The organism is Acidovorax sp. KPB24-07 (genome assembly GCF_057543315.1).
Genome location: NZ_BAAJYS010000002.1, coordinates 22371 through 39975, shown reverse-complemented (window position 1 = coordinate 39975; position 17605 = coordinate 22371). Strand labels below are relative to the sequence as shown.

The 17605-nt window shown below is 65.1% G+C and carries 13 protein-coding genes; 8 read left to right on the top strand and 5 right to left on the bottom strand.

Features of this window, described 5'->3' with window-relative positions; genetic code table 11:
• Positions 1–161 precede the first annotated feature (161 nt).
• From AC27IQ_RS00680 to AC27IQ_RS00670, 3 genes are all read left to right on the top strand, one after another.
• Positions 162–1133, top strand: coding sequence for a methyltransferase (locus tag AC27IQ_RS00680; RefSeq protein ID WP_487087436.1), 972 nt, complete (start codon positions 162–164; stop codon positions 1131–1133).
• Positions 1134–1318: 185 nt separating this feature from the next.
• Complete coding sequence (locus AC27IQ_RS00675) at positions 1319–2455, top strand: phosphoribosylamine--glycine ligase (RefSeq protein ID WP_487087435.1); 1137 nt, start codon at positions 1319–1321, stop codon at positions 2453–2455.
• A gap of 92 nt (positions 2456–2547) precedes the next feature.
• Positions 2548–4011, top strand: coding sequence for an iron-containing redox enzyme family protein (locus tag AC27IQ_RS00670; protein WP_487087433.1), 1464 nt, complete (start codon positions 2548–2550; stop codon positions 4009–4011).
• A gap of 46 nt (positions 4012–4057) precedes the next feature.
• Here AC27IQ_RS00670 and AC27IQ_RS00665 read toward each other — a convergent pair whose 3' ends face one another.
• From AC27IQ_RS00665 to rpoN, 5 genes are all read right to left on the bottom strand, one after another.
• On the bottom strand, positions 4058–4507 hold the full coding sequence (locus AC27IQ_RS00665; RefSeq protein ID WP_317357726.1) for a hypothetical protein: 450 nt from the start codon (positions 4505–4507) through the stop codon (positions 4058–4060).
• Between the two features lie 185 nt (positions 4508–4692).
• Positions 4693–5010: a KGG domain-containing protein gene (locus AC27IQ_RS00660; RefSeq protein WP_487087431.1), complete on the bottom strand. Its 318-nt coding sequence runs from the start codon at positions 5008–5010 to the stop codon at positions 4693–4695.
• A 118-nt stretch (positions 5011–5128) separates the two neighbouring features.
• Positions 5129–5407 (bottom strand): hypothetical protein, encoded by a 279-nt coding sequence (locus tag AC27IQ_RS00655; protein ID WP_317357720.1) that lies wholly within the window; start codon positions 5405–5407, stop codon positions 5129–5131.
• Positions 5408–5456: 49 nt separating this feature from the next.
• Positions 5457–5702, bottom strand: coding sequence for an RNA polymerase factor sigma-54 (locus tag AC27IQ_RS00650; protein ID WP_487087429.1), 246 nt, complete (start codon positions 5700–5702; stop codon positions 5457–5459).
• Complete coding sequence (gene rpoN / locus AC27IQ_RS00645; RefSeq protein ID WP_487087427.1) at positions 5629–6768, bottom strand: RNA polymerase factor sigma-54; 1140 nt, start codon at positions 6766–6768, stop codon at positions 5629–5631. Before rpoN ends, AC27IQ_RS00650 begins: the two co-directional genes overlap by 74 nt.
• 348 nt (positions 6769–7116) lie before the next feature.
• On the opposite strand from rpoN, the gene AC27IQ_RS00640 reads away from it, so the two are divergent.
• The 5 genes from AC27IQ_RS00640 to AC27IQ_RS00620 all read left to right on the top strand — a co-directional run bounded on the left by AC27IQ_RS00640 (position 7117) and on the right by AC27IQ_RS00620 (position 17095).
• Positions 7117–8226: a sensor histidine kinase gene (locus tag AC27IQ_RS00640; RefSeq protein WP_487087425.1), complete on the top strand. Its 1110-nt coding sequence runs from the start codon at positions 7117–7119 to the stop codon at positions 8224–8226.
• Positions 8227–8308: 82 nt separating this feature from the next.
• Positions 8309–9718, top strand: a complete 1410-nt coding sequence (locus tag AC27IQ_RS00635; RefSeq protein WP_317357713.1) for a sigma-54-dependent transcriptional regulator — start codon at positions 8309–8311, stop codon at positions 9716–9718.
• Between the two features lie 338 nt (positions 9719–10056).
• Complete coding sequence (locus AC27IQ_RS00630; RefSeq protein ID WP_487087423.1) at positions 10057–14676, top strand: PAS domain S-box protein; 4620 nt, start codon at positions 10057–10059, stop codon at positions 14674–14676.
• A 292-nt stretch (positions 14677–14968) separates the two neighbouring features.
• A complete protein-coding gene (gene nadE / locus AC27IQ_RS00625; RefSeq protein ID WP_487087421.1) occupies positions 14969–15811 on the top strand; it encodes an ammonia-dependent NAD(+) synthetase in 843 nt (280 codons plus the stop codon).
• A 351-nt stretch (positions 15812–16162) separates the two neighbouring features.
• A complete protein-coding gene (locus AC27IQ_RS00620; protein ID WP_317357703.1) occupies positions 16163–17095 on the top strand; it encodes a manganese catalase family protein in 933 nt (310 codons plus the stop codon).
• Positions 17096–17605 lie beyond the last annotated feature (510 nt).

The following is a 17605-nucleotide window of genomic DNA, read 5'->3' as shown; positions in this document are numbered from 1 at the left end:
CAAACCGGATCCGGCGATGCAACGATCGTCAGCGAGCAGGCTCTTTTGTCCTACACCACGACGGCCGAGGCCCCCTGAAAGATCGCAGCGGTTGGCATCCTGCGGCGCCCGCCCCCCTCGCCGCTCGCCCCCTCTCCTTGCAATGCCGCTTGCCAAATCCGATGAAAGCATCCACCACGCATTCTGCCCAACACAGTCTTCAGCGGCTCGGGCAGTGGCTCAAGGTCATGGGCTACCGGTTCGTCACGGTAACGCCGCTCACGCACCAGAGAGTGCTTGCAAGGCCGCACGTCCCAGAGGCTTCGGACCTGCGTGACGCATTTGGATGGAACCGACCTTTTCCAAAAGACCAGCTTCCCCCAGATCTATCAACCGCTCTGCTAGACGATGGCTGGCTGCAGTCCGCCCCAAACGGGCTGTTGCAAAGCAACGTTCGGTTCAGTTCGCTCGATGGATTCCTCTTTGCCCACTCCGCCTTTCCGACGGCGCAAGAGGATGCCGTTTTCTTCGGGCCGGACACCTACCGGTTTGCGAGTTTCATCCGCCATCAGTTGCGAATGCAGCCGCAGCCGGAATCACCACGCATTGCCGATGTCGGGTGCGGCGCCGGGCCGGGAGGACTCGTCGCGGCGAGGGCGTGGCAGGCGCAGCCCAACGGATGCGAGATCGTCCTGGTGGACATCAATCCCAGCGCGCTCTTGCACGCGAAAGCCAATGCAGCAGTCGCCGGCTACCCCTACGCGCAGTGCGTTCAAAGTGACCTCTTCTCCGAGGTCACCGGCAGGTTCGATCTCATCGTCTCCAACCCGCCCTACTTGGTGGACGATGCCAACCGCACGTACCGGCACGGAGGTGGACAGTTTGGAGAAGCCCTTTCCGATCGCATTTTGAAAGAGAGCCTTGATCGCTTGACGCCCACCGGCCGCCTGCTGCTCTACACCGGCTCGACCATCGTCGAAGGACGCGATGCTTTGCGCGACTCCGTTGTCGCCTACGCCGCGGCCCACGACTGTGCGGTGCACTATGAAGAACTGGACCCCGATGTCTTCGGAGAGGAACTGGAAGGGCGGGCCTATGCCAAGGCGGATCGGATCGCGGCCGTCGGCGTGGTGGTGCAAAGGCGGGCTGCATGAGATTTCTGGGCATTGGGCAGACCAACGACCTGGCGGCCATGTATGGCGGCCTCCAGCACCGCGGCCACGAGGTGCGGGTCGTGATTGAAGACCCTGCGTGCCACGACGTCTTTCAGGGCATCCTGCAGCGGGTCGAAGGATGGGAAAGCGAACTGGGATGGATCAAGGCGGCTGGAAACGAAGGCGTGATCCTCTTCGAATCCGCGACCCAGGGCGAATTGCAGGATGCATTGCGTGCGGAAGGCTTTCAGGTCATCGGCGGCAGCGCCCTCGGCGATCGACTGGAGGCGGACCGCGCCTTCGGGCAGAGTGCCTTGCAGGCCGCGGGACTGCAGGTAGCGGGCTGCCACCGTTTCACCGACTATGGCGAAGCGATGGTGTTCCTTGATGACCATCCCGCACGATATGTACTCAAGTTCAACGGGGCCTCCGGCGAGCGCACGCGCAACTACGTCGGCCAGTCCAGCAACGGCGCCGACGTGCGCGCCCTGCTGGCCATGCACGCGGGCAAAACCCGAGTGGACCAGGCCGAGGCACCGGACTTCATCTTGATGGAGTTCATCGATGGGATCGAGATCGGGGTCGGCGGGTATTTCAACGGCCATGACTTTCTGTCGCCCGTGTGTGTCGATTTCGAGCACAAGCGGTTTTTCCCGGGCGACCTGGGCGAGCTCACCGGAGAGATGGGCACCATCGTGAGCTACCACGAAAGCGCGCGCCTGTACGACACCGTCCTGCGTCCCCTGCTGTCCATGCTGCGGGATGGCGGTTACTGTGGCTACATCAACGTGAACCTCATCGCCAACGAAAACGGGCTGTGGCCCCTCGAATTCACTTGCCGGTTCGGCTACCCGGGTTTCGCGATTTGCGAAGCGCTTCACGATGATCCGTGGGACGCCATCTTTCGCCGAATGCTGCGCCGCGACACGTTGGACTTCGGTACGAAAAAGGGTTTTGCCTGCGGCGTGGTTCTTACAGTCCCGCCGTTTCCCTACCGGCATGGGTATGCGGAACTGTCCAAGGGTTTGCCGGTGTTCCTGGATCCCTCCATCACGCAGGCACAGCGAGACAGCCTGCATTTTTCAGAGGTGGCTCTGCATCAGGGACAGCTGGTGGCGAGTGGCTCGTGCGGCTACCTGGGTGTTGCCACGGGCGTTGGCGCAACGGTGCATGCCGCCAACCTGGCCGCCCTGGATTGCGTTCGCCAAGTGATCGTGCCCAATCTGCGGTACCGTAGCGACATTGGCGCGCGGCTGCACGGGGGCGAATTGCAGCAACTGCGCTCGTGGGGCTGGCTGCGGGGGAAGCCATCGGCGGCGTAGGACCTTGCCGACCGGGGTTCGCGCCATCTGGTGGTTTCTGCCTTCTTTCCAGCATCGCAGCATGGGTCCACTCCTCCAGCCCATCGCCAACGATGCTTGCACAAAAAATTCTTCCCTCCGTCGACCACCATGGCAGCCAAGCACCTCGCACTGACGATGCGCAGCGCCCGAATGCCGCCGGCCCCTATCGCCGTCTCTACGAAGCGCTGCTCACGCCGTCCCCCACGCTGCAAACCCGCCAGCACGCCGCCCAGTGGCTGCAGCGGCTGATGGACGATAGCAAAGACGTCCCCAGCGCATTGTGCGAAGCACCCGAGGACCTGCATGCGTGGGCCCACGCAAACGCCCAGTCTGTGGCGCAGCGCTATCAAGCCTACCTGGATGGGCGGCGCGCAGGCGGCGAGCGCCAGTATTTTCACAACCGCGCCCATGCGCTCAACTTTCTGGCATCGGTGGCGCCAACCAAGCTGGTGGACGGGTCCTGGCTCTACGGTCTGGCGCAGCATTCATCGACTGAACGGCTGCGACCCCTGCTCCAGACCTACCTCGAAGAACTCGGAGACGGCGTGCCGCACAAGAACCACGTCACGCTCTATCGCCAATTGATGCGCCGGCACGGCCTTCAGCAAGACCTGCAACTGAACGATGCCAACTATCTGCAGGGCGCGGTGCAATTGGCCCTGGGATGGAATGCCGAGCATTTCCTGCCGGAGGTCATCGGCTTCAACCTGGGCTATGAACAGTTGCCGCTGCACCTGTTGATCACGGCGTACGAGCTCAACGAGCTTGGGATCGACCCCTACTACTTCACGCTTCACGTCACGGTCGATAACGGCGACAGCGGCCATGCATGGCAAGCTTGCGAAGCAGTGCTTCAGATGATGGAAGTGCAGGCAGACCGCGAGCAGTTTTGGCAGCGCGTTCGCGCCGGGAGCAAGCTCGCAGACGCCGGGCGTGGCACGCAGGAGGTCATCGCATCTTTTGACGCCAGGGCCGAAGTGGTAAAAATCTTCGAAAGAAAGTCACCGGCCGGTGCAGGCATGCACTCCGACTATTGCCGCATTGGCGGGCGCACCGTCAACGATTGGCTGGGGCCCCAGGGCAACATCGATGCATTGCTCGACGCGCTGGTGGACGGCGGGTGGATCCGACTCGGCGCGCCGGTGGCGCAAAGCCGATTCTGGAACCTGCTTCAAGGAGAACGCGCGGAAATGTTCGGCGTGTTCACGGGATATGAGTTGCAGGTGATCCACGACTGGATTCGTGGCGAGGACAGCCGCGACGGACAGGACTATGCCCAGCCCGCCTCGGCCAACCAGACGCGCAGACTGCCCTCGTTCAGAGCCCTGGCACGCCACCGCTCGGCGGGCCCTTTCGCGGCCAGCGCAGAGCCTGTACTGGACCCCGAACTGACTCAATTCAATGAACAACTCCAGTCACTGGAAGGAGAGCAGCGCCGACAGTTCCTCAGCGCCGCGCTGTCTCCCGCGACGCATTGGACTTCGACAGGGTTGCTGGCCACCCGGCTCTTCATCAACGAAGGCTGGGCGGCCTGACCGCTGGAGCGACCATTGCCCTGAGACAGCGGTGGACCGCAAAGACTTACAGGGGTGATGGCATCTGCAGCAACGAAGGGTCGCTGCCGATCGCATTCAACTGTCCGTCTCCGCCGATGCGAAAGTGCGCGTTCTGACCGGTCGCAATCGCCACGCAGGCGGCAAAGCAGTGGGCCGGCAAGATCAATGTGCCGATGGCGTCGGTTGTCGTGACTTCAAAGCCCGCAGGAGCCGCAGGTTCGCCGAGGGTGAACCCGATCAGCAGCATCTGCCCCAGACCTGCCACCTTGGCGCCGATGAGCTCGATGCAACCCACTGCCTGTTCGACCACCCAGCCAGAAGTGGCATAGGGGGCATGCCCGCCGAGGGCAATGGTGCGCACTCCCCGCGCTTTGATGACGCTGTACTGCTCCCACTCAGGCGCGAGATGGAGCGGAGAAAATTGCTGAAAGAGCCCGCGGTGGCGCGGGGCGCGCGTGGGGTAGTTGGTGTTCATGGATTGCCTCATGGAATAGGATTTATGGCGCGTCCCACCTTCCTGGACAGCCGACGGAACGAATGCCTGGGCTTGCGCAGGAATGCGGGTTCGACACGTGCAGCGCTTCCAACGGCAATCGATGTGCCACCCATCTGTTTTCAGCGGCAGCCCCCGAACAGATCGTCTGCACCCCGGCGCTGGATTCAACGGCTTTGGGGGCCTGAATCGCGACCTGCGCCCTGCGGCGCGCGAGTCGCTCCGTTGGGTTTCGTGCTGGAAGCGCTGTCCGACAGAGTGGCCTCCGCATCGGCTGACGCATCGGCTTTGGCACCGCCAGAATTCGAATTGCGGCGACTATGGCTCTTGGCGCCAGCGGCGCGGGCTTCTTCGGAGGTGAACTGATGCGCCGTGCCCTTTTGATGCGCCGCCTGCCCACCCTTGCTTGAAATTTCACGTTGCTTTGCCGCATCCATGGCGGCGAAGCCACGATTGCTACTGGATGGATTGCCTTGGTTGGCCATTTCGATACTCCTTCAATGTGCTCCCGTGGAGGGGAGCGGCCCAGGCCTGGCGGTCAAACCAGGCTTGGCACGGCAGAGGCAATCGACATGCCCGGCACCTGCAGGCCCCCTTGCGCAGCTACCGGTCCACGTCTGCCTGGATTGCTCGCTTGACACAACGCGCAGCCTCTTGCCTCGCATGCCTGCGGCGAGCGATACCCGCATAAAGCGTCTGCACCAGGTCAATCGCATCGCAATCCGCTTGCGCTGCACTGAACCGCATTTGCGCACAGGCCACAGTCGTTATCCGGGGCTGCATGCCCTGCAGCACATCGACCAGCCCACACCAATGACCATCCACCGCCAACGTGCGGGAAAACAAGGTCAATCCGTCAATGGAAGCCCAGGCGAAAGCCATGATTGATCTTTGGTGAATTGGTCTTCACCCTGAGGTGCAAACCGTTGGTTCAAACGTTCCTGTGACGTTCCGGCGCCGCCGAAATGCGAAGCGCCTGCCGGTACTTTGTGACCGTGCGCCGGGCGACCGAAAACCCCTGCTGCGCCAGCAGGCCGGCAATCGCCGCATCGGACAAAGCATGTAAGGGCGACTCGGCCGCAATCAACTCCGACACCAGCTCCTTAACGGCCGCAGGAGCGCAGGTGGTGCCATTGCGCGTAGACAAGCCGCGCGAGAAAAAAATACTTGAGTTCATGCAAGCCGAACGGGGTCGCCAAGAACTTGTTGTTGGTGACACGGGACACGGTGGATTCGTGCACCCCCACTTCCTGAGCGATTTGCTGCAGCTTCAGTGGTTTGAGCGCCAACGGGCCATGCTCGAAAAACGCCTGCTGGTGCCGCCCGATGGCTCGCGCCACCGCCAGGATGGTGGCAAAGCGCTGCGCCACATTGCCCACCAACCAACGCGCTTCCTGCAGGCAGGCGCTCAACGCCGCACTCTCGCCATGGCGCTTGCGCTGCTGAAACATCCGCGCATAGGCGGAATGCACCCGAAGGCGAGGCATCACAGCATCGTTGAGAACCATTTGCCAACCTCTCCCGCCTCTCACCGCCACGATGTCAGGCACCGCAAGCGGCACATCGTCTTGCAGGAAGGCGCGGCAAGGACTGGGGTTGAGCGCGCGAATCTTCGCGCAAACCGCTGCTGCAGCCTCGCGCGACACGCCCAGCGCCTCGGACAGCCGTGTGGGATCGCGCAACGCCACGGCTTTCAGGTGGCCCTCAATGGCACGACGCACCAGATCCCGGGTCGTCACGCACTCCATCGTGTGCAATTGCAATAGCAGGCAATGCTGAAGGTCCACGGCGGCAACGCCTGCAGGATCCAGCCCCTGGACCCGGCGCCACGCCATGCGGATTTCCTGCCCATCCGGCTCCGGAGACAGGGCCATGGTGTGCACCGCCTGCTCGATCTCTTCAAGCCCGCCGCGCAGGTAGCCATCGTCGTCCAGTGATTCGATGACCGCCTTTGCCAACAGCAGATCCCGCTCCGGCAGACGAAGCAGGTCCAGTTGCCCATGCAAATGGGCTCGCAATGAAATGGGCGCTGCTGAACGCTCCCAGGCCCTCTCCCCATCGCTGTCGGCAGACGGGATCCGGCCGCTGCCAGATGACGGACTCCAGTCGCTCGGCGGCGCGTGCGGCACCGTCTGCATATCCCGCTGTGCATCGCCATCCTCGACTTCCAGCAGCGGATTGCTCTCCACCGCCTCCCGCACGGCGCGTGCGAAATCCTGTGAGGACATCTGCAGCAGGCGCACGGCATGCTGCAAGCAGGGCGAAGCATTCTGGGTCAGTGCTGCGGAAGTGCTCAGACTAAGCTGGCTCATCGAAGGTCCATGGGTTGGGGAGCATCCCATGCAACAAAGCAAGGCATATGCCAAACCACGCATGGCTTGGAAAGAGCTCACCCAGCCTCGAAAACGAGCACTTGGCGCTATCCTTCAATGCAGGCATGTTGCTCAACCGGTAGAGATTGCCGCAATTCCTGCCGGTTTCGCCCACGGGTCCGTTGCTTGGCCCGGTTTTTACCGGCACTGACTGGCACGCGGCATGCTGCGGCACTGGCGCCCGGCAACACCATCACGAGCGGAACGCCTTCGCCCATCATGAACGACACCTCCACACCCATCCCGACAGCAGCGCCTCACCCCGCCGCAGAGGCCCCCGTTGCAGCGCCGCCGTGGCTTTCCATGGCTGGTGTGGGGCATGAATTGCGCACCCCGCTGGGCGCACTGTCCGCAGCGCTGGAGGTGATTGCGCTCGCCCCCCATCCAATGCCCATCCAGAGCGAAGCGTGCGCGGTGGCCGCTCGGCAGACACGGCATCTGTCTTCGCTGCTGGAAGACCTGCAGGACGTGCTGGCGGCGCGCGAGGGGCGCATGGAACTGCGGCGTGTGCCGCTGGACTTCTCGGGTCTGGTGCGGCAGGCCTGGGAGGCATTGGTGAACTCCAACAGGGGCTATGCCTGCACCCAGCAGATCGCTGCGGACCTGCGGGTCATGGCAGATCCTCGCCTGATGCGCCGGGCGATGGATCAGATGCTTTGCCGGGCGTGCAAAGCGGCGGCGCCGGGCATGCGCATGGACTTGAACGTGTTCAGGCAAGGGGACGAGGTGCGCGTGGAAGTTCGCGGCCTGCCCAACGACCACATGGAGCGGCCCTCGGGAGCCGCATGCCTGCTGGCTCTGCATGTGCGGGCCGGCGCACCTGCCACCTTGGCAGACCTTCTTGCCGACCATGTCATTGCACTGCATGGGGGACGCACTCCATCGCCGTCCGATGGACCGCTGCAGTATCTCGCGCTGCCCTGCCTCGCAGAAACGCCACCGCCGCCAGCCCGACTGCGGCGCCTGAAGGTGCTTGTCGCACTGCACGGCGCGCAAGATCGCCAGACAGCAGTGCAAACTCTGGAGCGCCAGGGATATACCGTGCTGGACGGCGGGGCGACCCAGCCGGCGCTGGACCTGTTGCTGCAGCACGTGCCCGATCTGGTTCTTGCAAATGCTCAGCCTGCCAAAGAGGCGCGCGAGTTCGCAGCCGCCGCGCGGGAGACCGGGTATGCCGGCCGCATGGTGGCCGTGGCAGCCGCCATGCCTTGTGCGCAGGAAGAGGCGTTGGATGCAGCCGGCGCCCGGCGCGCAGGCTTTGACGCATGGGCCGCCTGGGGCCAGTGGCCCCAGGTGCTGACGGACGCGCTGGAACGCGGAAGCGGTTGACCGCTGTACGTTCGTTTACACCCATGGCAGCGATCGCTGCAAATAATTCCTCTTTTTCAAATTCTTACTCGGGGAGATTTGCATGGCCCATGCCCTGGTAGTGGAAGACGATGCCGACTCCGCGCGCATGCTCGCGAGCTTGTTGCACACTGGCGGATTCACGGCAGCCACGGCGTCTTCGCTCCGGGATGCGCGCCGTCAGATTGCCCTGCAGCGCCCCGACATCGTGCTGCTCGACCTGCAGTTGCCCGACGGCAATGGGCTGTCTCTGTGCGAGGAGGCCGAGCTGCTCTCGTATTCGGAAGTGGTGCTGATCACTGGCCACGCCAGCCTGGACACATCGATCCAGGCCCTTCGCCTGGGCGCGGCGGATTACCTTATCAAGCCGGTGGATACGCAACGGCTCAATGCCGTGCTCTCCCGCGCTCGCTCGCCCTCCACCCTGCTGGCCGAGATTCAGGACATGCGCCTGCAGTGGGAATCGACCGGCCGCTTCGGCCACCTGCTGGGCCGGTCGCCCATCATGCGCGAGGTGTACGAGCAGATCGCATGCGTGGCCGGCACCTCGGTCTCGGTGTTCGTGACAGGGGAAAGCGGCTCTGGGAAGGAGCTGGTTGCCCGCACCCTCCATGACCTCAGCCGGCGACGCGACGGTCCTTTTCTGGCGGTGAACTGCGGCGCGATCTCGCCCCAGCTGATCGAGAGCGAAATCTTTGGCCACGAGCGGGGCAGCTTCACGGGGGCGGACCGACAGCACCTGGGGTTTTTCGAGCGCGCCAATGGCGGCACCCTTTTCCTGGACGAGATCACCGAGATGCCGCTGGAGCTGCAGGTCAAGCTCTTGCGCGTGCTGGAGACCGGCACCTTCCTGCGCGTAGGCTCCACCGAGGCGCGGCACACCGATGTGCGCATCGTGGCTGCCAGCAACCGCAACCTGGCCCAGGCCGTGGTGGATGGCGCGTTGCGGGAAGACCTGCTCTACCGCCTCAACGTGTTCCCGCTGCACCTGCCGCCCCTGCGGGACCGGCTGGAAGACCTGCCCCTTCTGGCACAGCATTTCCTGGACGACATCGCAGCACGTGAGGGGGGCCGAAAGACGCTGACCGCCGCCGCCCTGGAGCGCCTGGCGGAATACCGGTGGCCCGGCAACGTGCGCGAGTTGCGCAACGTGCTGCAGCGCGCCTTCGTGATGACGCAAGAAGGGCCGGTGACCGAGCGCTGGTTGCCGCGCGACCTCGTGCCTTCGCAGCCACCGCTCCCACTGCCACCGCTTGCGCCGCAGCAACGCGAGATGGCACCGATGGCCGACGGCGCTGCCGCCTCCACCGAACTGCGGCTGCCGCTGGGCAGCTCGCTGGCGGAAGTGGAGCGGGCGCTGATCCTCGCCACCTTCGCTCACTGCGGGCAGCGGCGCGAGCAGACCGCCGCCATGCTGGGCATCAGCATGAAGACGCTGTACAACCGGCTGAAGGAATACGGCGACGGCGCCTGACCGGCTGGCGGTGGCCGTCACCAGGCCTGGCCTTCTCAAGGGCGGCAACATCGTCCGGGCTCCAAGCCTGCGGCCTGAACGCCGGTACAACCCGTTGTCCGGTCATACATCCTGAATCCAGAACCCGCCATGCGCCGGGCACACTGGGCGCGCACGCCATCGCCCGCCCCAGCAGTCCGCGCGCGTCTCCGCGCGCAGTGGCCGCTCCCCCGGCAAGCCCAACCCATATACGGCATCGAACGAACCCCGCGCATGCTTTCCGCCGTGGCCCACCAGACCACGCCGTCGAACGCGAAAGCCCACGATCGATAATCGGCATTCACTAGAAAGACGCCAACATGGATGACTCGCTGACCACCCCCGACGAAGCCGAAGAGCATGTGGGAGAGGCGCTGGACAGCGTGGCGCCGGCGCGGGCCTATCACATGTTGCCGCTGATCGGTCTGGGTGGTTCGGCGGGCAGCATCCCGGCCCTGCAGACCTTTCTGCAGTCCATGCCCGAAGACCCCGGACTGGCTTTCGTCGTCATCCTGCACCTGTCGCCCGACCACGACAGCGAGCTGGCCGAAATCCTGCAGCGCAGCACCTCCCTGCAAGTGATGCAGGTGCGCGAGACCTGCAAGGTCCAGGTCAACACCGTCTACGTCATCCCGCCTGGCAAGGTGCTACGCACCTATGACGGCTTTCTGCAGCTGGCCGATCTGCCGAGCCCGCGCCATGGCCATGTGACCGTGGACCTGTTCTTTCGCATGCTGGCCGACACCCACGGTCCGCATGCCACGGCCATCGTGCTGTCCGGCATGGATGGCGACGGTGCCATTGGCATCAAGCGCATCAAGGAGCGGGGCGGACTCACGATCGCCCAGGACCCGGACGAGGCGGAGCACAGCAGCATGCCCCGCTCGGCGCTGGCCACCGGCATGGTGGACTGGACGCTGCCCGCGGCGGCCATGCCCGGCCGGCTGCTGGAGTACTACCGGCTGGAGCGCCGCCTGAAGCTGCCTTCGGAGAAGGGACCCCCGCCCATGGAAAACCCGATTCCCCATGGCATGGCCACAGAAGCGGCCCTGCGCGACGTGCTGATCTTCCTGCGAACGCGGACCGGCCGGGACTTCGCCTACTACAAGCGGGCCACCATCCTGCGGCGCATCGGCCGGCGCATGCAGGTCAACGGCATCGCCGATCTGCCGGGCTATCTGGATTGCCTGCGCACGCGGCCCGGTGAGGCTGGGGCGCTGCTGCAGGACCTGCTCATCAGCGTGACCAACTTCTTTCGCGATGGCGAGTGCTTCAGTGCGCTGGAGGCGCACATCGGGGGGCTGTTTGCCGGCAAGGGGCCGGGGGACTCGCTCCGTGTGTGGGTGGCCGCCTGCGCCACGGGCGAGGAGGCCTACTCCATCGCCATCTTGCTCAGTGAATACGCACGCAAGGTGGATGCGGCGCCGGTGATCCAGGTCTTCGCCAGCGACCTGGACGACGAGGCCATCGGCATCGCCCGCGAGGGGCTCTACCCAACGACCGTCGAGGCCGACGTGTCGGAAGAACGGCTGCGCCGGTATTTCGTGAAGGAGCACCGCGGCTACCGGCTTCGCCGCGAAATCCGCGAAATGGTGCTGTTTGCGGTGCATGACGTGCTCAAGGATTCGCCGTTCTCGCGGCTCGACCTCGTCACCTGTCGCAACCTGCTGATCTACCTGAACCGCAACGCCCAGCACCGCGTGTTCGACACCTTCCATTTCTCGCTCAAGCCCCGCGGGCTGATGTTTCTGGGCTCGTCGGAATCCGTCGAAGACAACAGCCCCCTGTTTGTCGTGCTCGACAAGAAGCACCGCATCTACAGCCACCGCCCCGCCTCGCGCTCGGGCATGCCAGGGCACTCCGCGCCCGGCACCGTCTCGCTCGCCATGGAGGCGCAGCACGCCGCGCGGTCCGGCCCGGTGCTGGCCGGCCCGGCTTTCACCTCGACGCCCCCGGCCTCGCGCGATCTGCCGCCCCTCGATGGCCGCAGCCACAGCTGGGGTGAGCTGCATTTCCGGCTGCTGGAGAAGATCGCGCCGCCCTCCGTGCTGATCGATGCCGGCCACGACATCGTGCACCTGTCGCCCAACGCCGGCGAGTTCCTGCGCTTTCAGGGCGGCGAGCCCAGCCGCAACCTGCTGCGCGCCATCCACGAAGACCTGCGCATCGAAGTGCGCGCGGCGCTCTACCAGGCGGCGCAGCGCAAGATGGCCGTGGAGACCCCGCCCGTGGCTGTCACCCATGCTGGCAGCGAAATGGTGCTGGTGGTCCGCATCGTCCCGTTCCACGAGGCGCCGGGTTTTCATCTGGTGATCATCCAGCCCGCGTCGGCGCTGCAGCCGCTGCTGCCCATGCCGGTGCGGCCCATGTCGGTCTCCGAGCCCCTGGCGCAGCACCTGGAGCAAGAACTGGAGCGCATGAAACTGCACCTGCGCGACACGGTCGAGCAGTACGAGGTGTCCACCGAAGAACTCAAGGCCAGCAACGAAGAGCTGCAGGCCATGAACGAAGAGCTGCGCTCGGCCACCGAGGAACTCGAAACCAGCCGAGAAGAACTGCAGTCGATCAACGAAGAGCTCACCACCGTCAACCACGAGCTCAAGAGCAAGGTCGATGAACTCGGCCACTCCAACAGCGACATGCACAACCTGATGGACGCCACCGCGATCGCGACGGTGTTCCTGGACCGCGAGCTGTGCATCACCCGCTTCACCCCCTCGGCGATCACGCTGTTCAAACTGATTCCCACTGACATCGGCCGCCCACTGTCCGATCTGGCAACCCACCTGGACTACCCGGAGATGACCTCCGATGCCCGCCGCGTCCTGGAGCGGCTGGTGCCGATGGAGCGCGAGGTCGGCAAGGGCAGCGGCCAGTGGTTCCTGGTCAGGGCCCTGCCCTACCGCACGCTGGACGACCGCATTGCCGGGGTGGTGCTCACCTTCGTGGACATCACCGAACGCAAGCACAGCCAGGAGGCCTTGCGCGTATCGCAGGACCGATTCAGTCTCATCGTCAGCCAGGCGACGGCCGGGGTGATGGAGGTGTCGCTGGACGGGCGCATCGAATTCACCAATCGCAGCTACCGCGAACTGCTGGGCTATTCCGAGGCCGACATCGTGGGCATGTCGCTGCTCGACCTCGTCCACCCCGACGACCGGGCCGAGAGCGCACGGCTGTTCGAGAAACTCGCCCGCCACGGCGAGCCGTTCCAGGTCGAAAAGCGCTGCCTGCGCAAGGACGGCTCAGTGATCTGGACCTTCAACAACGTGAGCCGCCTGTCGAATGTGCAAGGCCGTGCGGACGCTGCCTTGGTGATGTGCACCGACGTGACGGAACGCAAACGGGCGGAGGAAGCCCTCAGCCGCAGCGAGGAGCAGTTGCGGCTCATCGTGGAGAACGCCGTCGAGTTCGCCATCTTCTCCACCGACCCGCAGATGCGCGTGACCCGCTGGAACGTGGGCGCCGAGCGCCTGCTCGGCTACCCCGAGGCCGAGGTGCTGGGGCAGCCCGCCGACATCATCTTCACCGACGAAGACCGCGCCCTGGGCGCACCGCAGATCGAGGTGCGCCAGGCGCTGACCGATGGCCGCGCCATGGACGACCGCCTGCACCGCCGCAAAGATGGCACCACCTTCTGGGCCAGCGGGGTGTTGATGCCGATGCTCGACGATGGCGCCGTGGTCGGCTTCGTCAAGATCCTGCGCGACCAGAGCCGTGCCCGCCAGGCCCAGGAAGACCTGGAGACCAGCCGGGCCGAACTGGTCGAGGCCCTGCGGCAGAAAGAAGCCGCGCACTCGGCCTTGGAAGCCGCCGACGCCGCCAAGGACCGCTTCCTGGCCGTGCTGTCGCACGAACTGCGCAACCCCCTCGCCTCCATCCGCAATGCCGCAGAGGCGCTGCAGTCGGGGAAGTTGAACGGCGAGGAGCGGGCCCAGTCGTCCAGCATCCTGGACCGGCAATCCGCCGCCATGAAGACGCTGCTGGACGACCTGCTGGACGTCTCGCGCCTGCGGCTGGGGCGCTTGGCCCTGCACCGCCGCCGCATCCTGCTGTCCGAGGTCGTGGACATGGCCATCGAAACCACCAGGCCCGCCATCGAAGCTGGCGCGCACCGGCTGGAGGTGGTGCTTCCGCACATGCCGGTGGTACTCGATGCGGACCCGGTGCGCCTCAGCCAGGTGCTGTCCAACCTGCTGGCCAACGCCGCCAAATACACCCCTCCAGGTGGCCACATCGGGGTACGGGCCCAGGTGGACCAGCGCACCGCCGTGATCGCCGTGACGGACAACGGCATCGGCATGGCAGCGGACAACATCCATAGCCTGTTCGGCATGTTCGTGCAGGAAACATCTGACCTGCCCGGCGCGCGGGGCTTGGGCATCGGGCTGGCGCTCGTGCGCAGCATCGTGGAATTGCACGGCGGCCTGGTGGAAGGCTCCAGCCCGGGCCAGGGCCAAGGCAGCACCTTCACCGTGCGCCTGCCGCTGGCGCAGGCGGAGCCCCTTGCGCCGTTGCCGGAGCCCGGGTTGCCGGCCGCATTGCGCAGTCTCTCCGCCCTGGCGCCCAAGGTGCTGGTGGCCGACGACAACGCCGATGCGGCCTGGAGCATCTCCACCCTGCTGCAAATTTCCGGTTGCGAGGTACGCACCTGTTCCGACGGTCCCGCGGCGGTCGCGGCCGCCCGCGAGGGCATGCCTGACGTGGCGGTGCTGGACATCGGCATGCCGGGCATGAGCGGGCACGAAGTGGCGCGCCAGATGCGCGCCCTGCCGGGCGGCGCGGACGTGCAGCTGATTGCGTTGACCGGCTGGGGCCAGGAAGCCGACCGGAACGCTGCCGCCGAAGCGGGGTTCGACGCACACATGGTCAAGCCCGTGGAGGTCCAGCAACTCGTCGCGCTGATCGAGGCCCGCCAGCGGGACAAGGCACCGCGCTGAGTTCACCACCAGTCGCTATGTTTTTCATAGCGACATGCCCTAGTACTTATTGCGCTGGAAGCCGTTTTGATCCACGGTGCTTCGGTGGCATCCGGAATGGCTGGGCCGGCTGACAGGCCTTGCGCCCCTGACACACCCACTGACACACCCACTGACACGCCTCCTGCCGTGCAAGGCGGCAGCGACATGCCGGCACCATCCGACAACCGCTTCGGCCACTTGGCCGCCCAATGGTCCATTGCGGCCCGGCGAAGTTCGCGCCGGTGCCATCCACCTTTGAGGAGCGACCCCAATGAGCGTCAGGCCCAGTCAGCCACAGATTCTGGAATCCCTGTCGGTGGTGCGCGAGTTCGATGTCGAGGTCGAACTGGAGCGCCGTGTCGACTTTCTCGCCCAGTACCTGGCGCGCACCGAGCGACAGACCTACGTGCTCGGGATCAGCGGCGGCGTGGATTCGCTGGTTGCCGGCTGCCTGGCGCAACGGGCCGTGGCCCGCCTGCGGGCCTCCGGAGAAAGCGTCCGTTTCATCGCCATGCGGCTGCCGTATGGCCAGCAGCGGGACGAGGCCGAGGCAGTCAGGTGCCTCGACTTCATCGCACCCGACGAGGTGCGCACCGTGGACATCCGCGCATCGGTCGATGCCATGCAGCAAGCGCTGATCGCCGCCGGCGTGGACCTGGGCGATGCCCCGGCGGAAGACTTTCTGGTCGGCAACATCAAGGCCCGCGCCCGCATGGTGGCGCAATACGCGGTGGCCGGCGCCACCGCAGGGCTGGTCATCGGCACAGATCATGCAGCCGAGGCACTGATGGGGTTCTTCACCAAGCATGGCGATGGAGCAGCCGATGTGCTGCCGCTGGCGGGCCTGAACAAGCGCCGCGTGCGCGCGGTGGGTTTTGCATTGGGCGCTCCCCGCGATCTGGTGATGAAAGTGCCCACGGCTGATCTGGAAACACTGGCCCCGCAACGGCCCGACGAAGACGCATTCGGAGTGAGCTACGACACCATCGACGACTTCCTGGAAGGCCTGCCCATCGATCGCGAGGCCGAGCGGACCATCGTGAACACCTACCTCGCCAGCGCCCACAAGCGCGATGCCGCCGTGACCCCAACCATGGCCCGTTCAACTCTCTAGACAGGCCCCAAGCCACGGACCGCGCCAGCGAGCGAACAGAAAAAACCGCTGCAAAATTTACCGCGCGGCATGGTCCGGGCAGTCGCCCATCCGCCGCGGCACCTCGTCGCCGTAGTGGCCCTGTACTGCCAGCGCCGTCCGCACCGGACTGGGCCTCTCGGGTGTGGCGCGCCAGGGAACAGGCAAGGTACATGCCGTGTTTGGTTGCGTTTCACCCTCTGCGCCGCCCTGTCCGGCATGGCCATCGGCCCATTGCCCGGCCCTTCGGCACACCGCTTGCCCTGACTCCTTCGACGCCACATGGCGTTGCCTGTCGGTGAACCCGCTGGCTCAACCCCACCAGGAGCATTCATGTTTTCTCATAACAAGCGGCTGCAATACACCGTACGAATCAGCGAAACCAATCCCGGCCTCGCCAACCTGCTGCTCGAGCAGTTTGGCGGACCTCAGGGCGAACTCGCCGCAGCCTGCCGCTATTTCACCCAGGCATTGGGCGAGGACGATCCGGGCCGCAAGGACATGCTGTTCGACATCGCGACCGAAGAGCTGAGCCATCTGGAGATCATCGGAACCATCGTGGGCATGCTCAACAAGGGCGCCAAGGGCCGACTGGCGGAAGGCGTTGAGAAAGAGGGCGACCTCTATCGGTCCATCACCGGCGCAGGCAACGACAGCCATCTCACCCAGGTGCTGTACGGGGGTGGCCCAGCGTTGATCAACTCGGCAGGCGTACCGTGGACGGCAGCGTACGTCGACACCATCGGCGAGCCCACCGCCGACCTGCGGTCGAACATCGCGGCCGAATCCCGCGCGAAGATCGTGTATGAGCGCCTCATCAACCTCACGGACGACCCGGGCGTGAAGGACGCGCTGACCTTCCTCATGACGCGAGAGATCGCCCACCAGAAGTCGTTTGAAAAAGCACTCTATGCCATCGAACCGAACTTCCCTCCCGGCAAGCTGCCAGGCGATCCGCGCTTCACCAGCGTGTACTTTCGCACCTCTCAGGGCGAGCCGGAAGTGCGGGGTGCGTGGAACGAAGGGGAGCGCTGGAACGTCGTTCCCCTTCCCCAGGGCGCCGAAGCGGTGGATGGTGGCGATGGCCTCGCGACCGTGGCCCTGAACGAACTGGAAGCGCCCGCCGTGGAGCAGATGGCCGCACGCACGGCATCTCAGCCCGACATGGATCCCACCACGGGTGCCGAACTGGGCATGGGAGAAGATCTGGACCCTGTGGGTGATGCAGGCCGTTTGCGCGGCGTGCCGAAAACGCTCGAAGACTGATGGGCAGGGCAGGCTCCTGCGGCCGTGGTGATGCCCCTGATAAGATCATTGCCGCGGCCTGGGACCGGCCCTGAATGCCTTCTTATGGGTTTTCCCGACGGATGCGATGGCCCCGACGGGCCGCAGCGCAGCCCACGGCAAGCCCCGCGGCGAAAGTCGCACAAAGCGTTGCCATGGCCTGCTGAGAGCTGCCATGCACAAGGCCTGGAGTGCCATCAGTCGGCTCGACCCACCGCTCCAACATGCCAGCTTTGCCAGGCCCGCCGCGCCCCCGCCAAGCAAGCGCCATCGTCGATGCGACGCTTGCCAAAGTCCCAGCCATCAGCCCTATGCTGATCACCGAGCGTGCAGTGGCATGCGGGCCGTGGTGGCCATGCTGCAGGCATTGCAAATCCGACGTCGGCAGAACGTGGACCTGCGTCAAAGCGATCGACAAAGGATCGCTGGCAGGAAACGACTCCTCTATTCCATGATCGAGGGCAGGCTCCGTGTGCGCGGGATTGGCCGCAG